Raw genomic sequence first — 25,041 nt, forward strand, 5'->3', positions numbered from 1 at the left:
AACCGTCGGCCGTTCACCCCGCCCTGTACCGCACAAAGAGGCGTTTTCCCAGCTCATCACCCTGGTGGTGCGAGCTGATCCGCTCGGCGCTGGGGCCCGGCGTCGACGCGGAGGCGGCGCTGTGGACCCTCGTCTGGACGGTCCACGGCTACCTGCGGGCCGGATATCTGGACCGATCGGGCCGACGCCGCCCACCGAGCGCCCCCGAGCTTCCGCTCACACCCCGGCCTCTCGCGCCTCGGCGGCCTGGGACGCGAGGGCCTCGGCGTGCTTCTCGCGGGCCGCCGCGACGCGGGCGGGCAGCCACTGGGTGGGCCAGTCGCCCGGCGCCGGCTCCCGCTCGCGCAGGATCAGCCGCGCGGCGGTCGACAGGTGCACCTCGGTCGGACCGTCCCAGATGCCGTAGCCCGGGGTCAGCTGCCACAGCGTCGAGAACGGCATCTCGTCGGACACTCCCAGGGCTCCGTGCAGATGCATCGCGCGGTGCACGACATCGTGCGCGACCCTCGCCGAGAGGACCTTCGCCACGGCGATGTCACGCCGGACCTCGGGGGTGTAGCCCTGCCCCTGGTCGATCCGCCACGCGGTGCGCAGCACGAACAGCCGGAACTGCTCGATCTGGGCGTAGCTGTCGGTGATCGCCTGCTGGACGAGCTGCTGGTCGGCCAGCGAGCGGCCCCGGGTGGTCCGGCTCAGGACCCGCTCGCAGGCCATGTCGAAGGCGTACCGGGCCTGCCCGACGGCGCGCATGGCATGGTGGACGCGCCCGCCGGACAGGCGGGTCTGGGCGATCTCGAAACCCTGGCCGGGCTCGCCGAGCAGGGCGTCGGCGGTCACCCGCACGCCGTTGTAGCGCAGCAGCGCGTGGTCGATCGCCTCGGCGGGCTCGCCCATGTACCGGGTCGGGCGGACGGTCTCGATGCCGGGGGTCTCGCGGGGGACCAGGAACATCGACATCCGGCGGTGCGGGGCGGCGTCGGGGTCGGTCACCGCCATGACGATGAGGAACGCCGCCTGCTCGGAGTTGGAGGTGAAGAACTTCTCCCCGTCGATGACCCAGCCGTCGCCGTCGCGGACCGCGCGGCACCGGAACCCGGTGGGGTCCGAGCCGCCGTGCGGCTCGGTCATCGAGAACGCCGAGAACAACTCCCCGGCCAGCAGCGGCCGCAGGTACCGCTCCTTCTGCGCGGCCGTCCCGTAGTGCGCCAGGACCTCGGCGTTGCCGGTGTCGGGGCCCTGGACGCCGAAGATCGTGGGCCCCCACTGGTAGGGCGCCAGGATCTCGTTCATCAGGCTGAGCTTGACCTGGCCGAACCCCTGGCCGCCCAGTTCGGGGCCGAGGTGGCAGGCCCACAGCCCGCGCCGGCGGACCTCGTCCTTGAGCGGGTCGATCACCTTCTTCAACCAGGGCGGCGGAACCCGGTGGTGGTGGTGCGGCCAGAGCACCTCCAGCGGTGCGACCTCCTCCTGGACGAACTCGCGCATCCACTCCAGACGGGAAGCGAACTCAGGCTCGGTGTAGAACTCCCACATGACCGTTCCTCCTCAGAAAGTCCGCCGGTAGAGCCCGCGGCCCGGTCCGCCCATCACAGCCCCCGCTCGCCACGGGCGAACCGCGCCGCGGCGACCATCAGCCGCGGGACCATCACGGCCATGCTGTTCTTCTCCTCCGGCACGCCCCGCCGCGCCTCCCGCGCGTAGGTGCCCTCCAGGATCACGCCGAGTTTGAACAGGGCCAGGCACGCGTAGTACGGCAGAGCGGAGAGGTCGCGCCCCGACCGCCGCGCGTAGCGCGCGACGAGTTCGGCACGGGTGGGGTCGCCGTCCGGCCGGCCGGGCAGCGCGGTCAGGACCAGCTCCTCGCCCGGGTCGGTCCAGCGCGCCACCAGGTGGCCGATGTCCAGCAGCGGGTCGCCGATCGTGCCGGTGTCCCAGTCGATGACCGCGGCGAGCCGCGGCGGAGGGGCCGGGGCGACCATGACGTTGAACGGGCTGTAGTCGCCGTGGATGAGGGCGGGAGCACTGCCGGCCGGGCGGTTGCGCTCCAGCCAGCCGGTGACGAAGTCCAGCTCCGGCAGGTCCCGCGTCCGGTACCGGTCGAGCTGGGCCAGCCATCGCGGCACCTGCCGTTCCAGGAAGCCCTCCGGCTTGCCCAGCCCCTCCAGTCCCCGCGCGCGCCAGTCGACCTCGGCCAGGTCGACGAGCGCGTCCACGTAGGCCTCCGCCAGCCCTCGCCGGAGGGCCGGGTCCGATCCGAACGGTTCCGGCATCTCGAAACCGGGCGTGAAGCCGGTGATCTTGTCCATCACCAGGAACGGCGCGCCGATCACCTCGGGGTCCTCGCAGAGCAGGCGCGGCGCCGGATGCGGGACGGGCGTGCCCTCCAGCGCGGTGAGGATCCGCCACTCGCGGACCATGTTCGAGGCGCTCGCGTCGTTCAGCACCGCGGGCGGTCTGCGCAGGACGTAGGAGTCCTCCCCCAGGCGCAGCTCGAACAGGGCGTTCCCGATGCCGGTGGCCGTCCCTATCCGGGTCACGGTCAGCGGCGCACCCGGTTCGCCCAGGCGCCCGCCGAGCCAGCCCGCGAGAGCGGTGGCATCGAGTTGCAGCGGCGTGCTCGCCGCGGCGGCGGCCGATCCGGTCATGAGCGCCCTCCAGGGCCGGCTTGTCGGTGACAGTGGCTGACAATAGAGTCGGCCACTGACATCGTCAAGGGATCGACGCACGGAACGTGCCATGCTGATCCACCACGACCACGCATGCCAGGAGGCGTCATGCTCCCCGATCGCCCCGCCGGCGGCGGGCTGGACACCGATCCGGCTCCGGATGCCGGCGGCCCCGCCGAGGACTTCCGCACCCGGCGCAGGCGCCTCGTCCAGGACGAGGTGGCCCGGATCGCCATCCGGCTGTTCCTGGAGCGCGGCTACGACGCGGTGTCCGTGGACGAGATCGCCGAAGCGGCCGGGATGTCGCAGCGCACCTTCTTCCGCTACTTCCCGACCAAGGACGAGGTGCTGGGGCGCTACCGCGGCTCGCTGCGCCAGGGCCTCGTCCAGGCGCTCAAGGCGCGGCCCGAGGGCGAGGGACCCGTCACCGCGCTCCGCGCGGCCTACGAGCAGACGTCCCGCGTCGAGCCCGGTGACCGGCCCAGGGTGCACGCGGTGGCCCGCGTGCTGGTGGCCGCGCCCGACCTCTGGGCCAGGGATCTGGGAGAGACGGTCCTCGACGAGTCGGTCCCGGCGGAACTGGGCCGCCGCGTCGGCGCGGCCGGCGGTGACATCCGCCCGGCGGTGGTCGCCGCGGCCGTCTCCAGCGCCGCGATCGTCGGCTGGAACCAGTGGGTGCGTTCCGACGGGAGCGGCGACCCCGCCGCGATGGTGGTCGCCGCCATCGACCTGCTCGGCCTGTCGGACTGAGCGATCAACGGAGGACGCTCAGACCTTGGTGGCCCCCATGTCCAGGGTCAGCTGGGTTCCGGTGACCGACCGGGACAGGTCGGACGCCAGCCAGAGCACCCCGTCGGAGATGTCGCGGGGCTCGGCGATGGGGAGGTCGGGCAGCAGGCTGGCGAACGACGCCCCGTAGGAGGGATGCCGGGAGAGCACCTCGTGCACGTTCGCGTCCTCTCCCATCGGGGTCAGCACGCCCCAGGGGTGCACCGAGTTGACCCGGATCCCGTACTCGCCGAGTTCGGCGGCCGCGGACTTGGTCAGTCCCACGACGCCGTGCTTGGCGGCGCTGTAATGCCCCTGGCCCGGCAGGGACTTGATGCCCGCGACCGAGCTGACGGTGATGATCGACCCTCCGTTGCCCGCCTCGATCATGTGCGGCACGGCCGCCTTCAGCGTCCGCCACACCCCGGTCAGATTGACGTCGATCATCGTCCGCCACTGCTCGTCCGAGATCTCCCAGAACCGGCCCCAGTTGCAGATGCCCGCGTTGGCCACGACCACGTCGAGCCGGCCGTCCAGCCGCGCGACGGCCTCCTTCAGCACGGCCCCGAGCGCCGCGGAGTCGCGGACGTCGGCCTCGTGCGCCACGATCGGGGCGCCCTCCGCTTCGACGAGCCGGACGGTCTCCTCCAGATCGGCCGGGCCGGACGCGGGGTAGCCGTTGTCGGCCGAAACGGGCGCGCAGACGTCCACCGCGATGATCGCGGCGCCCTCCCGCGCCAGCCGGACGGCATGGCTGCGCCCCTGTCCGCGCGCCGCACCGGTGATGAACGCGACCTTGCCCTGCAGCAGCATGGCATCCGCTCCGATCTCGTGTCGATCCAACCGTTGATAGAGTAAACTAATTTAATCATTTTCTTACGGTGATAGCTGTAGCAGTCGGGGACGTACATCCACGGCAGAAGGAGACGCCCGGTGGGCACAGGGCAGGCGGCGACGCTCAGGATCGAATGCGACGACAAGGTCACGCTGGTCGCGGACGCGCATGGAGACCCGGCCGATCCGCCGGTCGTGCTGCTGCACGGCGGCGGTCAGACCCGGCACTCCTGGCGCGCCACCGCCCGGGACCTGGCCGGGTCCGGCTGGTACACGCTCGCCGTGGACCTGCGCGGCCACGGCGAGAGCGGCTGGTCGCCGGACGGGCGGTACGGGCTCGACAGGTTCGCGACCGACGTCGTGCGGATCGCCGAGTTCCTCGGGCGCCCTCCCGTCCTGGTCGGAGCGTCCCTGGGTGGCAACTCCTCCCTGGCGGCCCTCGGGCACCACCCCGAGCTGGCGCTCGGCCTGATCCTGGTGGACGTGTCGCCGTTCCTGCAGCCCAAGGGCACCGGCCGCATCGGCGCGTTCATGCGCAGCGGGTCCGAAGGCTTCGCCTCCCTGGAGGAGGCCGCCGACGCCGTGTCGGCCTACCTGTCGCACCGGCCGCGTCCCCGCAACGTCGAGGGGCTGCGCAAGAACCTCCGCGAGGAGAACGGCCGATTCTTCTGGCACTGGGATCCGGCGTTCCTCAGGAGCAGCGAAGACGAGGCCGTCCAGCGCGACAGGCTCATCGACCCCGCGCGGCTCGGCGCCGCGGCGATGTCGCTGCGGGTGCCGACGCTGCTGGTGCGGGGCGGCGAGTCCGACGTGCTCAGCGTCGCCGACTCCCGGCGCTTCCTCGAGCTGGTGCCGCACGCGGAGTTCAGCAACGTCCAGGGCGCCCACCACATGGTCGCCGGAGACGACAACGCCGTCTTCGACCGCGTCCTCGGAGAGTTCCTCGAACGCCGCGTCCGGTCCCGCCTGAACCTCTTCGCGCAGGCGGCCCTGGACCGCGGGGAGTGACCGATCGCCCCGCGGCCGTCCAGAGACACGACGGACCCCGGCCACGGGAGCGGCCGGGGTCCGGTGGCGCATCGGGCTCAGCCCAGGATCGTGCGGCCGCCGTCGAGCATCAGCGTCGCGCCCGTCAGGTAGGACAGGTCATCGCTGACCAGGGCCGCGACGGCGCGTCCGATGTCCGGCTCCGGATCCCCCATGCGCCCCAGCGGGATCTGCCGGATGACCTTCTCGAAGCGTTCCGGATCGGCGTCGCGGTACTCGGCGGCGGCCGGGCTCAGGGCGGCGGGGCAGACGGTGTTGACCCGGATGCCGTACCGCCCCCACTCGCGGGCCGCCGTCCGGGTGAGACCCCGGATCGCCTCCTTGGCCATCGCGTACGAGCCGAACGCGGGATCGCCCAGCACCGCGGTGGAGGAGCCGAAGTTGACGATGCTGCCGCCCTCCTCGCGGAGATGGGGCAGTGCCGCCCGCATGGCGTGGAAGGTCGCCAGCGGACCGGTGCGGTAGGCGAGGTCGATGTCCTCGTCGGTGGTGTCCTCCAGCAGCCGCTGGACCGAGGACTGGGCGTTGTTGACCAGGACGTCGAGCCTCCCGAAGGCCGCGAGGCACTCGGCGACCATCCGTTCGACGTCCTCGCGCCGCCCCACGTCCCCGCTCACGGCATGGGCCCTGGCCCCCCGCTCCGCGATCTCGGCCACGACCGCGCGGAGCTTGCTCTCCGTGCGGCCGGTGACGACCACCGCGGCGCCCTCCTCGGCCAGGGCCAGCGCGACACCGCGTCCCACGCCCTGCCCCGCCCCGGTGACGAGCGCGACCTTCCCTTCCAGCCGCGTGCCGCCGCTCATCCGGCCTTCTCCCCGTCGGCCGGGCGCGCTTCCTCGCCGAGGCCGGCGAACCGAGGCGGCCGCCGTTCGATGAAGCTGCGCACCCCCTCGCGGTAGTCGGGCGCCTTCCTGGCCTCCAACAGCAGTGCCAGGGCCTCCCGGTGGCCTTCGGAGAACCCGCGGTCCTGGTCGTCCCGCAACTGCCGCTTGATCAGCGACATGGCGTACGGGCTGCTCTGGCGGGCGAGCTCGCCCGCGTACTCCAGCGCCGCCGGCAGCAGGTCCGCCGGCTCCAGGAGGCGGTTGACCAGTCCCATCGCCAGGGCCTCGGTGCCGGTCACCGGGCGGGACGACAGCAGCAGGTCGCTCGCGTGCCCGTATCCCACGACGCGCGGCAGGACCCACGCGACGCCGTCCTCGGCGACCAGCCCCCGGCGGCTGAAGGCCGCGGCGAACTTGGCGCGCGGCACGGCGAAGCGCACATCGCACATCAGCGCCTGGTTGAACCCGATGCCCGCGCAGCCGCCGTTCACCGCGGCGATCACGGGCTTGGAGCAGCCGAGCGGGCGCGTGCGCGGCGGAAGCCGGTGGGTCGGGTACGGCTTCGCCCCGGACGAGGCGGCGTCCAGCACGCTCATGTCCATGCCCGGGCAGAAGCTGCGGCCGGCGCCGGTGAGCACGACCGCGCGCACGTCCGGGTCGGACTCGGCGCGGTCGAACAGCTCGTTGTAGAGCAGCTCCATCTCGAGCGTCCACGCGTTGTGCCGGTCGGGCCGGTTGAGGGTCAGCACGAGCACGCCGTCATCGGTCAGCTCGCTGAGAATGACCGGCTCCTCGCCGGCGTCTCGGGCCTCCGCCTCGGAACGGATGTCGGTCATCGTCGTCTCCCCGCTTCGCGTCGCCACGTGGTCAGGCCGGGCCGTCGAGCCTGGCCGCCGCCGTGCCCGCGACCACCTCGACGCCGTCCTGGTTGACGGTGCGCAGCGACACCTCGGCCACGGGGCCGTGGTCGCCGGCGGTGATGTCCTCGACGGTCGCGGTGACGGTGAGCGTGTCCCCGGGCCACACCTGGGCCTTGAAGCGGACGCCGAACCGCAGCAGGTTCTCCCTGCCGAACCATTCGGTGAGCACGCGTCCCGTCATGCCCATCGTCAGCATCCCGTGCGCGAACACGCCGGGGTAGCCGGCGCTCCCGACCGCGAACTCCTGGTCGGTGTGCAGGGGGTTGAAGTCCCCGGACGCCCCGGCGTACTGCACGATCTGCGTGCGCTTCAGATCCTCGGCGACGACGCGCTCACGGGTCTCGCCGACCTTGATCTCATCCCTGGAGACGGCCATCAGTTCCCTCCCTTTCCGCCGCCGGCGGAGGGGCCGGACACCGGCCCCTCGGGCACCACGCCCACCGAGCGGGCCGTGACCACGAGGTCGCCGCCGGCGTCCCGGTACTCGGTGATCGTCTCGGTGAAGCGCAGGAGGCCGGCCCGGCCCTTCTTCTCCCAGGCGCGTCCCGGCCGGGTCTCGGCCGTCAGCACGTCGCCCGCGCGCACCGGCCGGTGGTACTCGAAGTGCTGCTCGGCGTGCAGGCCGCCGCCGCCCTCCCGGGCCGTCCCCGGGCCCGCGCCGGACCCGAACCACTCCTCGCCGGGCTTGGGCCGCAGGGGGTGGTCGTCGTCGAAGTGCGCCGAGGCCATGACGAAGGTGGGCGGCGCGACCGCGTGCGCCTCCGGGTCGGCCAGCTCGGCCTCGTAGGCCGGATCGTGGTCGCCGACGGCGCGGGCGAACGTGAGCATGTGCCCGGGTTCGACCGGGAGCCTGATCACCGACATGTGTCTGGTCCTTTCACGACGGCCCTTCAGCCGCTACCGGAAGCGTCTATGAATCATTTAGCTATATACACTAATCTATCGTCACCCTGTGCGGCCAGTGGCCGCGGAGGCCGGTTTCCCCTGCGTCCCGGAGGCAGCAGATGCGTCGAACGATCTTCACCGCGGAACACGACCTGTTCCGCGAGACCGCCCGCGCCTACTTCGAGCGCGAGTGCGCTCCCCGCACCGAGGAGTGGGAGCGCGCGGGCCAGGTCACCAGGGAGGCGTGGACGGCCGCCGGCAAGGCCGGGCTGATCGGCTGGGAGTTCCCCGAGGAGTACGGCGGCCAGGGCGTCCGCGACTTCCGCTACAACGCGATCATGGCCGAGGAGATGGCCGCGACCGGTTCGGTGGGCATCGGGCTGGGACTCCAGAACGACGTCATCCCCCCGTACCTGATGAACCTCACCACCGACGGGCAGAAGGCCCGCTGGCTGCCCGGCGTCGTCAGCGGCGAGACCATCTGCGCGCTCGCGCTGTCCGAGCCGGGCGCCGGGTCGGACCTGAAGGGCATCCGCACCACCGCGCGCCGCGACGGCGGCGACTGGGTGATCGACGGCTCCAAGACCTTCATCACCAACGGGATCCTCGCGGACCTGGTGGTGGTCGCCTGCAAGACCGACCCCGAGGCCGGGCACAAGGGCATCAGCCTGATCGTCGTGGAGCGCGGCGCCGAGGGGTTCGAGCGCGGCCGCAAGCTCGACAAGGTCGGCATGAAGGCGCAGGACACCTCCGAGCTGTTCTTCCGGGGGGTGCGGGTCCCGGCCGAGAACCTGATCGGGCAGGAGGGCCGCGGCTTCTACCACATGATGGGCAACCTGCCCACCGAGCGGCTGGCCATCGCCGTCTCCTCGCTCGCCGCGGCCGAGCGCGCCTTCAAGATCGCTCTGGCGTACGCGGGCGAGCGCACCGCCTTCGGGCAGACGATCGGCGGCTTCCAGGCCACCAGGTTCGCGCTCGCCGACGCGCGCGCCAAGCTCGACGCGGCCCGGGTCTACGTCGACGGCTGCACCATGGCCCTGGTGGAGGGGCACCTGACCGCCGAGGACGCGGCGGCCGCCAAGTACTGGACGTCGGAGACCGCGTGGGGGGTCATCGACCGCTGCATGCAGCTCTTCGGCGGCTACGGCTACGTCAACGAGTACGAGATCGCCCGCATCTGGCGCGACAACCGCGTCCAGCGCGTGTTCGGCGGCACGTCGGAGATCATGCAGGAGATCGTCGGCCGCTCGCTGGGTCTGTGACCGCTCCAGGAGGGCACTGCCATGCCGAAGAGCGAAGACCCGGCGCCCTTGACGATCGCGCACCGTCCGGCGGACGAGGAGGAGCCCCTCTGGGAGACGACGGTCGGCGCCCTGCTCCGCGACATGGCCGCCCTGCACGCGGGCCGAGCCGCCCTGATGTGGCCGGAGGGGGAGGAGCTCCGCGAGATGACCTGGCGGGAGCTGCTGGAGTCGGCCGAACGCGCGGCCGGGCTCATCCTCGGACGCGTCTCCCCCGGCGATCCCGTCGCCGTCTGGTCGGCGAACTCGGCCGACTGGGTGGTGCTGGAGTACGGGGCGGCGCTGGCCGGCACGCCGCTGGTGCCGGTCAACACCGCGCTCACCGATGCCGAGGCCGCCCACCAGCTCCGCGACTCCGGCGCCCGGCTGCTCCTGGCGGCCGAGACCTTCCGCGGGAGGGCGCTGCGAGAACGCGCCACGGCGCTGGCCGCGGAGCTCCCGGCACCGTGCCCGGTCCTCGGCATGGACGCCCGGCGTTCCGCTCCGCGGCCGGAGCCGGGCGCCCTGCCCTCGCCCGCGCCCGGCTCGCCGTTCCTCATCCAGTACACCTCCGGCACCACCGGAACCCCCAAGGGGGCGGTGCTCAGCCATCTGGCGTGCGTGAACAGCGGCCGTTTCGGCATGGCCGCGCTGCACGAGCCCGGCTCCCACGAGATCTACTGCAGCCCGCTTCCGCTCAACCACGTCGGCGCCTCGGTCTGCGCCGTGCTCACCGCCGCCTCGGTCGGCGGCACCTACGTCCTGGCCCCCTCGTTCGACGCCGCGACCGTCCTGCGGCTGGTCGAGCGGTCGCGGGCCACGATCCTCGGGCTCGTCCCCACGATGATGACCGACATCCTGGCCTGCCCCGACCTCCGCACGCGCGATCTGAGCAGCCTGCGCGTGGTCTGCGGCGGGGGCTCGACCGTGCCGCCCGAACTCATCCGGCGCCTTGAGGACGGACTGGGCGCACGGCTGGCCATCGCCTACGGGCAGTCCGAGAGCCCCTACGCGACGTCCACCGGCCTGTCCGACGACGATGTGACCAAGGCCGAGACGCTGGGACGGCCCTGCGCCCACCGCGAGGCCCGCATCGCCCGCCTCGGCTCCGGCGAGACGGCGGAGCTCGGCGAGCACGGCGAGCTGCTGATCCGCTCGCCGCTGAACATGACGGGCTACCACGCCCGTCCCGAGGAGACCGCGCGGACCCTCGGCGCCGACGGCTGGCTGCGCACCGGCGACATCTGCAGCATGGACGCCGGCGGTGTGCTGCGCGTCCACGGCCGCAGCAGGGAAGTGATCATCCGGGGCGGGGAGAACATCTATCCGCGCGAGGTGGAGGAGGCACTGCTGGCGCATGACGCCGTCGCGGACGCGGCGGTCGTCGGCCTGCCCGACGAGCGGCTCGGCGAGAAGGTGGCGGCCTTCGTCCGGCTCGTTCCGGGGGCCGCCGCCGGGCCCGGCGAGCTGGAGTTCTTCGCCCGGTCCCGGCTCGCGGCGTTCAAGGTCCCGCGGGTGTGGGACTTCGTCGAGGGCTTCCCGCTGACCGCCTCGGGCAAGATCCGCAAGCATGTGCTGCGGGAGGGGCTGCTGAACCGCTCAGAGGAGGTCCGCGGCCAGGTCGGCGACCTCGGTCAGCAGAGCGGTCCCCCAGGGTGAGAGGTCGTATCCGGCCAGCGGGTAGCCGTTGCACAGCCAGGCGAACGACAGGCCCGTCTCCGGGTCCAAGAAGGCCAGCTGGTAGGCGGCCCCGCTGTTGCCGTAGAGGGCGGGCGAGCCGGTCGAGGGCAGGTTGCCGCCGGCGTCGGGGCCGGCGACCGTCACGAACAGGCCCATCCCGACGCGCTTGCTGCCGCCGCCGTAGAGCTCGTCGCCCGCGGGACGCTCGGCGAAGCGCATCCGCCTGCCCTCCTCGACCGCCTCGCGCCGCCACAGCCCGGAGTGCTCCAGGGCCTGGTAGAACAGCGCGACGTCCGCGGCCGTGCCGACGAGGGAGTGGCTGGGTTCGCCCGCGGCGAGGACGTCGGGGTCGGACAGGTACCAGGCGCCCCAGGGGTCGGGCTCCTGGTCCTCGCCGGTGCGGTCGGTGGCGATCATCGGGGCGACGGTGTCCTTCTGGCGCTCGACCGGCACGCCCAGCTCCAGGCTGCGCAGCCCGAGCGGCCCCGCGACCCGCTCGTGCAGGTAGTCCGCGAACCGCCGGCCCGTGCGCCGTTCGACGATCTCGGCGATCAGCCACGCGGCCGAGGTCAGATGGAACTGGAACCGGGTGCCGGGCGGGTAGTCCAGCCGCCAGCGGCCGAAGGCGGCGAGCCGCCGGTCGCGGTCGCGCATCCTGGGGTGGCCGAGCGGCGCGAACGGGAAGCCGGCGGTGTGGGTGAGGACGTGCTCGACCGTCACCGCCTCCTTCCCGTTCGGCGCGAACTCGGGGATGATCTCGGCGACGCGCTCGTCGAGGCGCAGCAGCCCCTCCCCCAGCAGCTTCCACACCACGCCCGCCACCACGGACCGGCCCACGGACTGCAGGATGTACCGGGTGCCGGGATCGGCGTCGCCCCAGGTCTCGAACGCCACCAGGCGGCCCCCGCGGGCGACGGCCAGCTGGGCCGACGGCAGCGGCCCGTGCTCGACCTCCGGCCTGACCCGGTTCAGCAGCGCCTCCAGCTTGCCGGGATCGACCCCGGCGGCCGAAGGGTCCACGATCGTACGGTCGATCGGATCGCTCATGGTGCGCCCCTCCCGGGTGGCTGCTTCGGCCGGTCGGCCCGTGGTGTCGGCCCGTGGTGTCAATACGCGTGCTCAGTACGTGCGCAGGCCCATGCTGCGGGCGATCCCGTTGCGCTGGATCTGGCTGGTCCCGCCCGAGATCGTGGCGACGATCGACTCCCGGTAGCGGAAGCTCATGACGCTCTCGGTGGAGAACCCGTGCCCGGCGCACACCTGCATGCCCAGCCGCGCCGCGTTGACGTAGGTCTCCGAGCCCTTCAGCTTGGCCATGGACCCCTCCCGGGTGCACGGCCTGCCCTGCGCCAGGAGCCAGGCGGCCCGGTAGGCGAGCAGGCGCGCGGAGTCGATCTCGGTCTGCAGGTCGGCCATGGCGTGGGCCAGGGACTGGAAGGTCCCGATCGGCCGGCCGAACGCGTGCCGCTCGCGGGAGTACTCCAGCATCTCGTCCAGCGTGGCCTGGGCCGCGCCCAGGTAGCCGCCGGAGATGATGACCTTCTCCAGTTCGATGTTGGAGAGCATCACCTTCCAGCCCTCGTCCTGCGGTCCGACCAGGTTCTCCTTCGGCACGACGGCGTCGTTGAAGAAGACCTCGTTGGTGCCCAGGATGTGCCGGGCGAGCGTGGGCGTGCGCCTGACCTCGACGCCGTCGGACGCGGGGTCGACCAGGAGCAGGCTGATCCCGCCGTGCTTGGGCTCGCGCGGGCCGGTGCGCACGTAGGTCGCGATCGTGGTGTCGGGCAGCCCGCCGCCGGTGCACCAGGCCTTCTGGCCGTTGACCAGGTAGTGGTCTCCCCGGTCGTCGGCCTGCGTGCGGAGCGCCGCCGCGTCCGAGCCGGTGTCGGGCTCGCTGAGCCCGACGGCGAGCCGGTGCCGCCCGGTCATGACCTGTTCGCGGATGAAGGCCCGCTGCGCCTCGTTGCCCCACCGGAACACGGTGAGCCCGGGGATCAGCACGCCGATGTAGCACATCGCGACGTCGAAGCTCGCCCGGCCCAGCTCCTCGGCGATGAGGATCAGCTCCAGCGGTCCGCCGCCGTCGCCGCCCTCCTCCTCGGCGAAGGGGAGCGCGAACCAGCCGAGATCCGCCATGCCCTCGAACAGCTCGGGCGGGACGGTGGACCGCTCGTCCCACTCCTTGGCCCGCTCGGCCGGGCAGACGTCGTCGACGAACCGGCGCGCGGTCGCGCGCAGCATCTCCTGTTCGTCGGTCAGGGCGAAGTCCACGATGCACCCACCTCAATCACACTAAGAGTTTATTTAGTTAGATTATTCTATGAGATTGAGGCGGCCTGCAAGCCGAGGGGCGGCCGGCGGCGGGACGTGCCTCAGCCCGCGGCGCGCTCGCCCAGCCCGTCGGCGTTGGGCGCGGCCTCGGCCACCAGTCCCGGGACGACGCCGGTGAGGGCCGCGGGCTCCCACCGGTCCGCGGAATCGGCCGACGGGCCGGCGACCCAGCCCTCCAGCACCGTGATCCGGTTCCCCATCGCGCCGAAGACGCGGCCCGTCACGTCCCTGGAGGCGGCCGAGCCCAGCCACACCACCAGCGGCGAGATCGCCTCCGGGCTCAGGTCGCCCTTCGCCGCCGCGTCCCGCATGAACGCGATGTCCTCGGTCAGCCTGGTCAGCGCCGTGGGCGCCACGGCGTTGACCGTGACGCCGTAACGGGCCAGCTCCGCGGCCGCGATGATCGTCAGACTCGCGATCCCCGCCTTCGCGGCGCCGTAGTTCCCCTGGCCCACGCTCCCGAACAGCCCCGACGGCGAGGTCGTGTTGATGACCCGGGCGTCCACCGCCCGGCCGCCCTTGGCCTGCTCGCGCCAGTACGCGGCCGCGTGGTGCAGCGGCGCGAAGGTGCCCTTGAGATGCACCGCGAGCACGCTGTCCCAGTCACGCTCGGTCATCGACACGACCATCCGGTCGCGCAGGATGCCGGCGTTGTTGACCAGCACGTCCAGGCCGCCGAACGCCTCCACGGCCTGGCCGACCAGCCGCCGCGCGCCCTCCCAGGACGAGATGTCGTCGGTGTTGGCCACGGCCTCGCCGCCGGCGGCGACGATCTCGTCCACCACCTGCTGCGCCGGGCCGCCGGAGGCGCCGCCGCCGTCACGCCCGCCACCGAGGTCGTTGACCACGACCCTGGCCCCCTGGGCGGCGAACGCCAGCGCGTGCGCCTTCCCGAGCCCGTTCCCGGCGCCCGTGATGACGACGACGCGCCCCTCGCACAGTTTCTCGGACATGCACTGGCTCCTCAGATAGTGAATGCACGGCTCACGGCCGTCCCGTGAGCCCCTCGACCGCCGGATCGCCGTCCCAGAAGGGCGCCCAGGACGCGAACCCGGCGGGCAGCGGAGGCTCGGAGGCCCCCTCCCAGCCGGTGAAGCCCACCGCCTGGGGGCGCTCGGTCACGTCGGCGGCGTACCAGTGCTTCTCGCTGCGGCGGGAGAAGTACCACTCGCCGTCGAGGCGGACGTAGTCGTCCAGGTAGCAGATCGCCATCACGATCCACCGGTCGCCCACCTCGTGCTCGGCCCGGCAGTAGACGGCGCCCGTCGCGTGGTCGCGATCGGTGAACTCGATGCGGTGCCCGCAGATCTGGTGCACCGACCGGTAGAAGCCGCGCACGAGGGGCTCGATGTACGCGCGCAGGACCTCACGGCCGCGCCCGTGACGGCCCATGTCCACGTCCGGGCGGAAGCAGGCGACCCACGCGTCCAGGTCCCTGGAGTCGACCGCGAGCGCGTAGCGGATGGGCAGTTGCCCGATGGCCAGACGGGACTCGATCCGGTCGATCCGTTCCAGGAGATCGGGACTGTCAGGCGATGGGGGCGTGGTCATCGAACCGACCTCCGTTCACACCGGCCTCGGATCTCTCGGGAGGCCGAGCACCTGCTCACCGATGATGTTGCGCTGCACCTCGCTCGATCCGCCGTAGATGGTCTCGGCGAGCGAGATGAGGAACGAGCGCTGCCGGGTGTCCAGGCCGTAGCCGTCCCCGACGATCTGCCCGGCCGGTCCCGCGATCTCCGTCGCCAGGTGCCCCATCCGCTGGTGGTTGGTCGAGGCGTAGAGCTTGGCCGTCGTCGCCTGCGGCCCGGGGGTGCGGCCCTGGAGCAGCTCGGCCACCGTGCGCAGGTTGGTGGTACGCATGATCCGCACCGACATCCAGGCGTCCAGGATCGACCGGCGGTGCATCGGGTCGTCCAGCGCGCCGCGGTCGCGGGCCAGTTCCAGCAGCGCGTCCATCTCCCGCTCGAAGGTGAGCTGCAGGGGCAGCAGTGTGGTGCCGCGCTCGATGCCGAGCGTCCCCATCGCGGTCCGCCAGCCCTGGCCCACCTCGCCGACGACCATGTCCGCCGGCGTCCGGGCGTCGGTGAAGAACACCTCGGCGAACTCGTCCTGACCGGCCAGGGAGCGGATGGGACGGATCTCGACACCGGGCTGGTCGGCCGGGATCAGCAGCATGCTGAGGCCCTTGCTCCGCTTGGAATCGGGGTCGGTCCGGCACAGCGCGTACAACCAGTCGGCGTGCATGCCGAAGGTGGTCCACACCTTCTGGCCGTTGACGACCCACTCGTTTCCATCGAGCTCCGCACGGGTGCGCACGGACGCCAGGTCGGACCCGGCACCGGGCTCGCTGAACCCCTGGCCCCACAGTTCCTCGACGGCCAGGATGCGCGGGAGGAAGCGTTGCTTCTGCTCCTCGCCGCCCATCGCGATCAGCATCGGGCCCAGCAGGTCGAGGCCGTTGCCGGTGGCCCGGTAGGGGGCCCCGGACCGCGCGTACTCGTACTCGAAGACGATCTCCTCCAGCAGGCCCAGGCCACGGCCGCCGTACTCCCGGGGCCAGCCGACGCCCAGCCAGCCCCCGGCCGACAGCTCCCGGTCCCAGGCGAGGCGGACCTCCCACGCCTCACCGTCGGTCGGGCCTCCGACCCCGCGGTGCGCGGCGAACTCGCCGACCAGGTGCTCGGCCAGCCAGGTGCGCACCTCCTCGCGGAACTCCTCGGCCTCCGCGCCGAACTGCAACTCCATCATCGCTACCTCCTCGCGAACCGCGCGGTCACAGGCCCAGCGCGGCGGCCAGGAGCTCGCGGTGGTGGGCGGGCGATCCCAGCAGCGCCTCAGCGCTCTTCGCCCGCTTGAAGTACAGATGCGCCGGATGCTCCCAGGTGAAGCCGATGGCGCCGTGCACCTGGACGCTGCCGGCCGCCACCCGGCTGAAGACCTCCGAGCAGTAGACCTGGGCCAGGGCCGCGGCGACGCGGATCTCCCGCTCGTCGCCCGACTCCAGGGCCCACAGCCCGCCGTAGGCGGCCGAACGGGCCGACTCCAGCTCGGTGAGGAGGTCGGCGCACAGGTGCTTGACCCCCTGGAACGAGCCGATCGGACGGCCGTACTGCACCCGGACCTTCGCGTACTCGACGGCCGTCGCGAGCGTGGCCGCCGCGCCGCCGACCTGCTCGGCGGCGAGCAGGATCCCCGCGGTGGCCAGGGTGCGCTCGACGACCGGCCACGCCGTCCCGGCCCGCCCGACCAGCCGCGCGGGCGTGCTGACGAACTCCAGCCGCGCCTGCTCGCGGGTCTGGTCCAGGGTCGGCAGCCGTGTCCTGGTGAGGCCGGGGGCGGTGGCCTCGACCGCGAACAGGCTGACGCCGTCCTCGCCGCGCGCCACGACCAGCAGCAGGTCGGCGAGGTGCCCGTCCGGGACGTAGGTCTTGACGCCCGACAGCGCCCAGCCGCCGCCGACGTGCGAGGCGGCGAGCCTGACCTCGTCCTCGGTCCAGCGCCCGCCCTCCTCGGTCAGTGCGAGCGTCGCCACGGTCGTCCCGGCGCAGATGCCCGGGAGCAGGTCCTTGGCGGCGAGTTCGTCATCGGTGCGCAGGAGCGCCTCGGCGGCGAGGGCGACCGAGGCGAAGTACGGGGCGCACAGCAGCGCCCGTCCCATCTCCTCGAAGACGATCCCGAGCTCGGCGTACCCGAAGCCCGCGCCCCCGTACTCCTCGGGGACGGCGAGCCCCTGGAGCCCGAGCTCACCGGCCATGCGCCGCCATACCGGCGGGTCGTAGCCCTCGCCGCCCTCGGAGATCCGCCGCACGTCGGTCTCGGCCGAATGCGCGGCGAGGAACGAGCGCACGATCGTGCGCAGCTCCTCCTGCTCCTCGCTGAAGCTGAAGTCCATGGTCATCTTCCTCGTCTCGGCCGCGGGTTCACCGGCCCTGGAACTCGGGCTCGCGGCGCTCGCGGAACGCCTTCAATCCCTCTTCGCGGTCGAGGGTGGTGAACAGCGCCGTCACGGTCTCCCGCTCGTAGGCGATCGCGGTGTCCAGGTCCATCCCGAGCCCGCGATCCACCAGGTGCTTGCCCGCCTCCAGTGCCCGCGGCGCACCGGCCGCCAGCCGCTCGGCGAGTTCCAGCGCCGCGTCGAGCGCTCCCCCGGGCGGGGCCAGCTCGTTGACCAGCCCCACCGCGTGCGCGCGCTCGGCCGTGACGGGCTCGCCCGTGAGGATCATCTGCTTGGCGATCGCGGGCGGGGCGAGCCTGGGCAGGCGCTGGGTCCCCGCCGCGCCGGGCAGGACGCCCAGTTTCATCTCCGGCACGCCCAGCCGCGCGCCGGCCTCGGCGACCCGCAGGTCGCAGGCCAGGGTGAGTTCGAGGCCGCCGCCGAAGGCGAACCCGTGGACGGCGGCGACCGACGGCTTCGGGTACGCCTCCAGCAGGCCGAAGACGTCGGTGGTCCGGTGGACGAAGGCCCGGAAGTCGTAGGGGCCCGCGCAGGCCCCGATCTCGTCCAGATCCGCTCCGGCCGAGAAGGCGCGCCCCGCACCGGTGATGACGAGCGCGCGGACCTCGCGTTCGCCGCGCAGCCGGTGCAGCTCCGACTCCAGCCGGTCCAGGGTGGGCGTCCCGATGGCGTTGAGCTTGCCGGGGCGGTTCAGCGTGAGGACGGCGACACGGCCCCGCACCTCGGTCGTCAATACCTGGGTCATCTCGGCGTTCCTCACAGCATCGTCAGGCCGCCGCTGACCGACAGCGTCTGGCCGGTCATGTACGCGGCGGCGTCCGTCGCGAGGAACGCCACGACCCCCGCGACCTCGGCGGGCTCGGCGGGGCGCCGGAGCGGGATCGCGCGGATCGTCGCGTCGTACATCTTCTGGCTGTAGTCGGCCACCTGGCCGAGCAGCGCGGTGTCGGTCGGGCCCGGGCACACGGTGTTGACCGTGATGCCGTGCCGGGCGACCTCGCGGGCCAGCGCCTTGCCGAAGGCGATCACACCGCCCTTGGTGGCCGAATAGACCACCTCGCCGGAGGAGCCGACCCGGCCGGCGTCGGAGGCGATGTGGACGATCTTCCCGGTGCCGCGGGCGATCATGTCGTCGAGCACGGCGCGGGTCACGGTGATGGTGCCGCGGAGGTTGACCGCGATGATCCGGTCCCACTCCTCCTCGGTGCCGTCCACGAAGCTCTTGATCACGTCCACGGCCGCGTTGTTGACCAGGACGTCGACCGGTCCGAGCGCGTCCTTGACGGTGCTCACCGCGGCGCGGACCGCGGCCCCGTCGGAGATGTCGGCGGCGACGCCCACGGTGCGGACGCCATGCCGCGCGGCCACCGCGGCGGCGCCCTTCTCGGCGGCCCCGGCGTCCACGTCGCACACCGCGACGGCGGCGCCCCGGGCGGCGAGCGCGTCGGCGATCGAGGCGCCGATGCCGCGCCCGGCACCGGTCACCATCGCGACCCTGCCCTGCAGTTCCACATCTCCTCCTGGCTGGACGTGCTCGGAACCGACCCGCCCACAATACAGTTAAATAATTTAATTATCTACTCGATGCTTCGGGATGCTCCTCCGGGACGAAGCACGGCAGCGTGATGGTGCCGTCCAGCTCGCGGAAGGACACCCGCACCCGCGCCCCGATCGCCACCGAGTGCGGCTCCACGTCCACGACGTGGGAGAGCAGCGTCCCCCCCGTCGTCGAGGTCGATCACCGCGAGGGCGAAGGGCACCTCGAAGCCGGGACCGGGAGCCCGGTGCACGACGGTCACGGAGTAGACGGCCCCGCGCCCGCTCGACGGCTCGTAGCTCCAGTCCGCCGACAGGCAGCCGGGGCAGACGGGCTCGGGGACGAAGAAGCGCGTCCCGCAGTCCGCGCAGCGCGGAATCAGCAGCTCTCCCCGGCGGGTCCCCTCCCAGAAGGGACGGGTCAGCTCCGTCGGCACGGGCACCGGCCGACTCATCGGCCCTCCCCCAGGACGGCCATCTCGTAGTGCTGCGCGCCCGAGCCCGCGTTGCCCACGACGGCGAGCCGCGCGCCCTCGATCTGGTGCACCGCCGTACCGCGCAGTTGCCGTACGGCCTCCACGACCTTGAGCGTCATCTGCTGGGTTCCGTTCCAGGAGTAGGAGAGGCAGCCGCCGTCCGGGTTCACCGGGTGCTTGCCGTCCAGCGCGATGGCCCCGCTCTCGGCGAGCGGCCCGCCCTCTCCCTCCGCGCAGACCCCCAGCGCCTCCAGCTGACGGATGATCTCGAAGGAGTTGGGGTCGTAGAGGGAGAAGACGTCGATGTCATGCGCGCCGACGCCGGCCATCCCGTAGGCGCGGGACGAGGCGTCCCGGCCGATCTGGCCGACCTCCCGGTAGAGGGCCGGGTTGGCGTAGGCGGCCTGGTGGTACTCCATCCCCCCGCCCAGCACCGCGACCGGGGAGTGCGGAAGGTCCCGGGCGCGGTCGGCCGTGGTCACCACGAACGCGGCGCCGCCCTCCCCGACGATGCAGCAGTCGAGCAGGTGGAACGGGGTGGCGACCATGCGGGAGGCGAGCACGTCCTCGGCCGTGTAGGGCCCCTTGCCGTACATCATCGCCTCGGGATTGGACGAGCCGTTGTTGCGGATCGTGGCCGCCACCTCGGCGAGCTGGCGGGAGGTGGTGCCGTACTCGTGCATGTGCCGCGCGGCGACCAGGGCGAACTGCGCGACCACGTAGGAGCCCCAGACGTCGGTGAACTCCAGGGGCTCGTCACCGGCGCCCACGGGCGCGTTGTCCGGCCCACGGGACACCAGGCGGCAGCCGCCCACCACGACCGTGTCGGCATACCCCGCCGTGACCGCCGCGGCCGCCTTCAGCAGCCCGCGCGCACCGGCGTTGTCCAGCATGGAGTCACTGGTCCAGCGCAGGTCCCGGCCGAACAGGCGGGCCCAGGAGCTGCCCTCGCCCGCGACGCCGCCGGGTCCGGGCCAGTCGAGCTGGGCGCCGTCGATGTCGGCCGGGGTCAGCCCGGCGTCGGAGATCGCCCCGCGGACCGCGTCCAGGGCCAGGTCCATCGCGGTCCGGTGCGGCAGCGACAGCCCCTGCTCGGTGGCGTGGATCCCGACGATCACGGCCTTCCGGTCAGCCATGCCGCCTCCTCGGCGTCGCGTCCATGGCGGTCAACGGCCCGCCCCCAGGGTGTCGGCGCCGGGGTATCCGCCGCCGCCGAAGCGCTCGTCCAGCGCGTCGTAGTCCTTGCCCCCCGCGGCCGTGCGGGGCAGCGCGCCGAGGAACTCGACGGTCTTGGGCTTCTTGTACGAGGCGATGCGCTCGCGGCAGTGCTCGATCAGCTCCTCCGCACCGGCCCCGGCACCGTCGTGGAGGACCACGACCGCCTTGACGTCCTGCGCCCAGCGCTCGTTCGGAACGCCGATCACCGCCGCCTCGCGCACCGCCGGATGCGACTCCAGGCAGTTCTCGACCTCGGCGGGGAAGATGTTCTCGGCCGCGGACTTGAGCATCCGGGTCGTGGTGCCCAGGAAGCTGATCGTCCCGTCGGCCTCCCTGCGGCCGAGGTCGGTGGTGTGCCACCAGCCGTGCCGGAACCGCTCGGCGTTGATCTCGGGACGGTTCCAGTACCCCAGGTGCACCAGATCCCCGCGCACGCAGATCTCCCCGGCCTCCCCGACCGGGCGCTCCCGGCCCTCGCCGTCCAGGATCCGGACCATCGCGAACGGGCCCGGCCGGCCCGCGTTCCCGATCCCCGCCCCGCCGGACGCCGACGTGACGGCGAGACCGGTCACCTCGGTCTGCCCGTAGACGCGTCCCTCGCCGCCGCCGTTGCGGGTGAAGCGGCTGGTGTCGGTCGTCGCCATGCCCTGCCACAGCTGCGGGGCGATGCTCGCCCGCAGGAACGAGAGGTCGTGCCCCGCCTCCTTGTTGAGCTCCACGAGGCTGGCGATGGTCGGCGGCATGAGGTAGGCGTGCGTGCACCGCTCGCGGACCAGCAGCGGCAGCAGCAGCTCGGGGTCGACGCGGCGCACCACGACGTTCTTGCCGCCGTGCACGAACACCGGCATGCCCCAGATCTGGTAGTTGCCGATGTGGAACATCGGCCCGGCGTTGAGGAAGGCCGCCTCCTGGCCGATGTCGCCCATCCACGCGGCGTTGGCGCCCATCGCCAGCAGGTTGCGGTGCGACAGCATCGACCCGCACTGGCGGCCGCTGATCGCCGCCGTGTAGATGACCATGAGCGCGGTGTCGGGGTCGACGTCCCGGCCGGGGTCCCCGGCGGCGCCGGAGGCGAGGAACGACTCGTAGGAGTCCGCGCCGTCGCCGTCGTGGCGCAGCCAGAGCGTCGTGCGCTCCGCCGCCTCCCCGCCTGTCACCGCGCCCCGCGCTTTGGCGACGGTCTCGCCGATCTCCTCCTGCTGCCAGACGATCACCTTGGGATCGAAGTCCTCGATCGCGAAGACCATCTCCGGCACCGCCCAGCGCCAGTAGCCCGGGCAGACCATGGCGCCGATCTTGGCCGCGGCGCCCAGCAGCTCGTAGACCCTGAACGAGTTCTGGCCGAGCCACAGGATCCGGTCCCCGGCCCCCACGCCCGCGGCGGTGAGCGCGGAGGCCAGCCGGTCGGTCCTGGTGTCGAGCTCCGACCAGGTGAGGCGCAGGTCGCCGTCGACGAGCGCGTCGGCGTCGGCGAAGGAACGGCGATGCTCGCGGATCACATCACCGAAGGTCATGCGACGGATCGTGGTCACAGGCACTCCTGTACGCAGGGCGGGTTCTGAATGGTCATATCCGATTTAATAGTATAACTATTTAGCTGAAGTGATCCGCTACCGGTCCTCGTCCAGCGGGCGGAAGTCCTCCTCGTCCCACCACGGATAGATCGGCGGCATGTCGGAGCTCACCCTCCCCGGGAAGTCCGGCGGACGTTTGGCCAGGAAGGACTCGATGCCCTCGGTCGGATCCGGGCCGCCGCCGAGCTGGCTCATGATCCGCGAGTCGAGCCGGTGCGCCTTCATCGGATGCGGCTCGCCGAGCATCCGCCACATCATCTGCCGGGCCAGCGCGACCGACACCGGGGCGGTGTTGGCGGCGATCTCACCGGCGATCACGCGGGCCGCGGGCAGCAGGTCGTCCGGCTCGTGCACGGACAGCACCAGACCGGCGGCGTGCGCCTCCCCGGCACCGAAGAGCCGCCCGGTGGCGACCCACTCCATCGCCCGCTGCATCCCCACAGCCCTGGGCAGGAACCAGCTGGACGCCGACTCCGGGACGATCCCCCGGCGGGCGAAGACGAAGCCGAACCGCGCCTCGGTCGAGGCGAGCCGGATGTCCATCGGCAGGGTCATGCTCGCCCCCACCCCCACCGCGGGCCCGTTGATCGCCGCGATCACCGGCTTGGTGCAGGCGTACAGGCGCAGGGCGACCAGGCCGCCGACGTCCCGGTGGGCGGCGCCCGCCTCCCGGTGGTCGAAGGAGCCGCCGCCCGCGCTCACGTCGGCGCCCGCGCAGAAGGCCCGCCCCGCGCCGGTGACGATCACGGCCCGCACCTCGTCCTCGCGGTCGGCCCTGTCGAGCACGGCGAGGAGGTCGGCCGTCATCCGCGGCGTGCAGGCGTTCAGCCGGTCGGGGCGGTGGAGCGTGACCGTGAGGACACGGTCGGTCAGGTCCGCCAGCAGCGTCTCGTACTCTCGCCCGGGCCGTTCGCTCACGCCCACCCTCCACCGCACCACTGGAAGCACTTCCGTATATTTAGTTAGACCATTCAACTATGATGACCTTTAGTTGGGCAACCCTCGTGGAGGTGCGATGTACGACCTGTCCCCCGAGCTCGTGGTGACCGCGCACGGGCCGGTCCGGCTGCTGGAGCTGAACCGGCCCGACGAGCTGAACTCGACGAGCGAGGGCCTGCACACCGCGCTGGCGGAGGTGTGGGACCGCGTCGCCGCCGACGCCGAGGCCCGCGCCGTCGTGCTCACCGGGCGCGGGCGCGCCTTCAGCGCCGGCGGCAACTTCGAGGTGATGACCCGGGTCCAGCGCGACGAGGCGTTCCGGGACCAGAACGTCAACGAGGCCCGCCGGATCGTCGCCGGCATGGTGCGCTGCCCGCTGCCGGTCGTCGCGGCCGTCAACGGCCCGGCCGTCGGGCTGGGCTGCAGCCTCGCCCTGCTCAGCGACCTGGTGGTCATCGCGGAGGACGCCCACCTGGCCGACCCGCACGTCCAGGTGGGACTGGTCGCCGGCGACGGCGGCGCGCTGGTGCTGCCGCTGATCGTCGGGCTGGCCCGCGCGAAGGAGCTGCTCTTCCTGGGCCGCAAGGTTCGCGCCGAGGACGCCGTCCGCCTGGGCCTGGCCAACTCGGCCGCCCCCAGGGACGAGGTGCTGGAGGAGGCGATGAAGCTCGCGCGGCGCCTGGCGGAGCTGCCCGCCCAGGCGCTGCGCGGCACCAAGCGCGCCGTGAACCTCCACCTCGAACAGGCGATGTCGAGCGTGCAGGAGGCCGCGCTGCTCGCCGAACGGGAGACCATGCACTCCGCCGAGCACGTGGCGATCGTCCAGAAGCTCCTGTCCAAGGACTGATCACCGCTCCTCCCCGAGCCCTGCCCGCAACCGCCGTCACTTCACGGCACCGACCGCATCAGGAGTGGAAGATGGACTTCGCCTTCGACGAGGCCCAGGAGGAGCTGCGCCGGACGGTGCGCGCGTTCCTGGAGGCCACGGCGCCGGAAGCCGAGATGCGCCGCGCCATGGAGACCGAGGCCGGCCACGACCCGGCGCTGTGGCGCCGGATGGGAGCCGAGCTCGGCCTGCAGGGGCTCGCCGTGCCGGAGCGGCACGGCGGCGCGGGCGCCGGGCCCGTCGAGGTCGGGCTGGTGATGGAGGAGATGGGGCGCGCCCTGCTGTGCGCGCCGTACCTGGCCTCCGCGGTACAGGCCACGACGGCGCTGCTGCACAGCGACGACGAGGGGGCCCGGTCGGACCTCCTCCCCGCCCTGGCCGCCGGCGAGCGGATCGCGACGCTGGCCCTGACCGAGGACTCGGCGCGGTGGGACCGCCAGGGCGTCACGCTGACGGCCCGCGCCGACCAGGAGGGCGGCTGGCTGCTCGACGGCCACAAGACCTTCGTCCTCGACGGCGCTCAGGCCGACCTCGTCCTGACCGTGGCCCGGACCGCCGACGACATCGGCGTCTTCCGGGTGGACGGCGACGCCGACGGGCTCACGCGCACCGTCCTGCCCACCCTCGACCCCACGCGGCGCCAAGCCCGCCTCGAATACCGGGGCGTCCGGGCGCGGCGGTTGCGCACGCGGGGCGACGCGTGGGAACTGGTCGAGCTGGTTCTGCACCACAGCGCGGCGGCACTGGCGGCCGAGCAGGTGGGGGTGGCCTCCCGGGCGCTGGAGATGGCGGTGGAGTACGCGAAGGTCCGGCACCAGTTCGGCCGCGCGATCGGTTCGTTCCAGGCCGTCAAGCACCTCCTGGCCGACGTGCTGATGGAGGTCGAGTCCGCCAGGGCCGCGGCCTACGCCGCGCTGCTGTCGGCGCAGAACGGCGACGCGAACCTGCCCGCGGCGGCGAGCCTGGCCAAGGCGTTCTGCTCGGACGCGTGCGTCAAGGCCGCCCAGGACTGCATCCAGGTCCACGGCGGCATCGGGTTCACCTGGGAGCATCCCGCGCACCTGTACTTCAAGCGCGCGAAGACCTCGCAGCTCCTGCTGGGCGACTCCGCCCACCACAGGGAGCTCCTGGCGACGGCGATCGGCGTGTGACCGGGGCACCGTCGGCTCGCTTATAGAGTTAACTTATTGATCTAATATGCCTTCACCGTGCCGCCGGG

Annotated in this window: 25 protein-coding genes; 6 read left to right on the forward strand and 19 right to left on the reverse strand. The window is 72.5% G+C overall.

The annotated features are described in order from the left end of the window. Positions 1 to 216: 216 nt before the first annotated feature. Both ACZ466_RS55185 and ACZ466_RS55190 read right to left on the reverse strand, forming a co-directional pair. On the reverse strand, positions 217 to 1,533 hold the full coding sequence (locus ACZ466_RS55185) for an acyl-CoA dehydrogenase family protein (RefSeq protein ID WP_378283566.1): 1,317 nt from the start codon (positions 1,531 to 1,533) through the stop codon (positions 217 to 219). A 53-nt stretch (positions 1,534 to 1,586) separates the two neighbouring features. Continuing rightward, complete coding sequence (locus tag ACZ466_RS55190; RefSeq protein ID WP_378283565.1) at positions 1,587 to 2,645, reverse strand: phosphotransferase family protein; 1,059 nt, start codon at positions 2,643 to 2,645, stop codon at positions 1,587 to 1,589. A gap of 129 nt (positions 2,646 to 2,774) precedes the next feature. Here ACZ466_RS55190 and ACZ466_RS55195 point away from each other — a divergent pair, with 129 nt between their 5' ends. Beyond that, positions 2,775 to 3,416 (forward strand): TetR family transcriptional regulator, encoded by a 642-nt coding sequence (locus ACZ466_RS55195; RefSeq protein WP_378283564.1) that lies wholly within the window; start codon positions 2,775 to 2,777, stop codon positions 3,414 to 3,416. Between the two features lie 18 nt (positions 3,417 to 3,434). Here ACZ466_RS55195 and ACZ466_RS55200 read toward each other — a convergent pair whose 3' ends face one another. Then, complete coding sequence (locus tag ACZ466_RS55200) at positions 3,435 to 4,277, reverse strand: mycofactocin-coupled SDR family oxidoreductase (RefSeq protein WP_378283563.1); 843 nt, start codon at positions 4,275 to 4,277, stop codon at positions 3,435 to 3,437. A gap of 90 nt (positions 4,278 to 4,367) precedes the next feature. Between ACZ466_RS55200 and ACZ466_RS55205 the strand changes: the two genes are divergently transcribed. Beyond that, positions 4,368 to 5,276: an alpha/beta fold hydrolase gene (locus ACZ466_RS55205; RefSeq protein ID WP_378283562.1), complete on the forward strand. Its 909-nt coding sequence runs from the start codon at positions 4,368 to 4,370 to the stop codon at positions 5,274 to 5,276. Positions 5,277 to 5,353: 77 nt separating this feature from the next. Here the strand turns inward: ACZ466_RS55205 and ACZ466_RS55210 are convergent, their stop codons facing one another. Genes ACZ466_RS55210 through ACZ466_RS55225 form a run of 4 tightly spaced genes read right to left on the reverse strand, consistent with a single transcriptional unit; the run spans position 5,354 to position 7,923 of the window. Then, complete coding sequence (locus ACZ466_RS55210) at positions 5,354 to 6,118, reverse strand: SDR family NAD(P)-dependent oxidoreductase (protein WP_378283561.1); 765 nt, start codon at positions 6,116 to 6,118, stop codon at positions 5,354 to 5,356. After that, positions 6,115 to 6,975 (reverse strand): enoyl-CoA hydratase-related protein, encoded by an 861-nt coding sequence (locus ACZ466_RS55215; RefSeq protein WP_378283560.1) that lies wholly within the window; start codon positions 6,973 to 6,975, stop codon positions 6,115 to 6,117. Before ACZ466_RS55215 ends, ACZ466_RS55210 begins: the two co-directional genes overlap by 4 nt. A gap of 31 nt (positions 6,976 to 7,006) precedes the next feature. Continuing rightward, the gene (locus ACZ466_RS55220) at positions 7,007 to 7,435 is read right to left on the reverse strand and encodes a MaoC family dehydratase (protein WP_378283559.1); all 429 of its coding nucleotides are present in this window, start codon (positions 7,433 to 7,435) and stop codon (positions 7,007 to 7,009) included. Then, a complete protein-coding gene (locus ACZ466_RS55225; protein ID WP_378283558.1) occupies positions 7,435 to 7,923 on the reverse strand; it encodes an FAS1-like dehydratase domain-containing protein in 489 nt (162 codons plus the stop codon). Before ACZ466_RS55225 ends, ACZ466_RS55220 begins: the two co-directional genes overlap by 1 nt. 140 nt (positions 7,924 to 8,063) lie before the next feature. Between ACZ466_RS55225 and ACZ466_RS55230 the strand changes: the two genes are divergently transcribed. Both ACZ466_RS55230 and ACZ466_RS55235 read left to right on the forward strand, forming a co-directional pair. Beyond that, a complete protein-coding gene (locus tag ACZ466_RS55230) occupies positions 8,064 to 9,206 on the forward strand; it encodes an acyl-CoA dehydrogenase family protein (RefSeq protein ID WP_378283557.1) in 1,143 nt (380 codons plus the stop codon). Between the two features lie 21 nt (positions 9,207 to 9,227). Continuing rightward, entirely contained in the window at positions 9,228 to 10,883 is a 1,656-nt protein-coding gene (locus tag ACZ466_RS55235) for a class I adenylate-forming enzyme family protein (protein WP_378283556.1), read from the forward strand. On the opposite strand, the gene ACZ466_RS55240 is transcribed toward ACZ466_RS55235, so the two are convergent. The 12 genes from ACZ466_RS55240 to ACZ466_RS55295 form a co-directional block, all read right to left on the reverse strand. Further along, a complete protein-coding gene (locus tag ACZ466_RS55240) occupies positions 10,824 to 11,951 on the reverse strand; it encodes a serine hydrolase domain-containing protein (protein WP_378283555.1) in 1,128 nt (375 codons plus the stop codon). The two genes, ACZ466_RS55235 and ACZ466_RS55240, sit on opposite strands and share 60 nt — an antisense overlap. Before the next feature lie 72 nt (positions 11,952 to 12,023). Next, positions 12,024 to 13,175, reverse strand: a complete 1,152-nt coding sequence (locus tag ACZ466_RS55245) for an acyl-CoA dehydrogenase family protein (protein WP_378283554.1) — start codon at positions 13,173 to 13,175, stop codon at positions 12,024 to 12,026. A 101-nt stretch (positions 13,176 to 13,276) separates the two neighbouring features. Beyond that, a complete protein-coding gene (locus ACZ466_RS55250; RefSeq protein WP_378283553.1) occupies positions 13,277 to 14,188 on the reverse strand; it encodes an SDR family oxidoreductase in 912 nt (303 codons plus the stop codon). A gap of 31 nt (positions 14,189 to 14,219) precedes the next feature. Further along, complete coding sequence (locus tag ACZ466_RS55255; protein ID WP_378283552.1) at positions 14,220 to 14,786, reverse strand: nuclear transport factor 2 family protein; 567 nt, start codon at positions 14,784 to 14,786, stop codon at positions 14,220 to 14,222. A 15-nt stretch (positions 14,787 to 14,801) separates the two neighbouring features. Continuing rightward, complete coding sequence (locus ACZ466_RS55260) at positions 14,802 to 15,986, reverse strand: acyl-CoA dehydrogenase family protein (protein WP_378283551.1); 1,185 nt, start codon at positions 15,984 to 15,986, stop codon at positions 14,802 to 14,804. A gap of 25 nt (positions 15,987 to 16,011) precedes the next feature. Further along, positions 16,012 to 17,130, reverse strand: a complete 1,119-nt coding sequence (locus ACZ466_RS55265) for an acyl-CoA dehydrogenase family protein (RefSeq protein ID WP_378283550.1) — start codon at positions 17,128 to 17,130, stop codon at positions 16,012 to 16,014. A 28-nt stretch (positions 17,131 to 17,158) separates the two neighbouring features. Further along, positions 17,159 to 17,938, reverse strand: a complete 780-nt coding sequence (locus tag ACZ466_RS55270) for an enoyl-CoA hydratase/isomerase family protein (protein ID WP_378283549.1) — start codon at positions 17,936 to 17,938, stop codon at positions 17,159 to 17,161. A gap of 11 nt (positions 17,939 to 17,949) precedes the next feature. Next, complete coding sequence (locus tag ACZ466_RS55275) at positions 17,950 to 18,705, reverse strand: SDR family oxidoreductase (RefSeq protein ID WP_378283548.1); 756 nt, start codon at positions 18,703 to 18,705, stop codon at positions 17,950 to 17,952. Between the two features lie 65 nt (positions 18,706 to 18,770). Then, positions 18,771 to 19,184, reverse strand: a complete 414-nt coding sequence (locus ACZ466_RS55280) for a Zn-ribbon domain-containing OB-fold protein (RefSeq protein ID WP_464042540.1) — start codon at positions 19,182 to 19,184, stop codon at positions 18,771 to 18,773. Further along, a complete protein-coding gene (locus ACZ466_RS55285; RefSeq protein WP_378283546.1) occupies positions 19,181 to 20,341 on the reverse strand; it encodes a thiolase family protein in 1,161 nt (386 codons plus the stop codon). Before ACZ466_RS55285 ends, ACZ466_RS55280 begins: the two co-directional genes overlap by 4 nt. Positions 20,342 to 20,371: 30 nt before the next feature. Continuing rightward, a complete protein-coding gene (locus tag ACZ466_RS55290) occupies positions 20,372 to 21,937 on the reverse strand; it encodes an AMP-binding protein (protein ID WP_378283545.1) in 1,566 nt (521 codons plus the stop codon). Between the two features lie 96 nt (positions 21,938 to 22,033). Further along, positions 22,034 to 22,915, reverse strand: coding sequence for a crotonase/enoyl-CoA hydratase family protein (locus tag ACZ466_RS55295; protein ID WP_378283544.1), 882 nt, complete (start codon positions 22,913 to 22,915; stop codon positions 22,034 to 22,036). 97 nt (positions 22,916 to 23,012) lie between these two features. Between ACZ466_RS55295 and ACZ466_RS55300 the strand changes: the two genes are divergently transcribed. Beyond that, on the forward strand, positions 23,013 to 23,783 hold the full coding sequence (locus ACZ466_RS55300) for an enoyl-CoA hydratase/isomerase family protein (RefSeq protein ID WP_378283543.1): 771 nt from the start codon (positions 23,013 to 23,015) through the stop codon (positions 23,781 to 23,783). Between the two features lie 71 nt (positions 23,784 to 23,854). Beyond that, on the forward strand, positions 23,855 to 24,973 hold the full coding sequence (locus ACZ466_RS55305; protein WP_378283542.1) for an acyl-CoA dehydrogenase family protein: 1,119 nt from the start codon (positions 23,855 to 23,857) through the stop codon (positions 24,971 to 24,973). The last annotated feature ends 68 nt before the right edge of the window (positions 24,974 to 25,041 follow it).

The sequence above is a fragment of the Actinomadura rugatobispora genome (genome assembly GCF_055379765.1).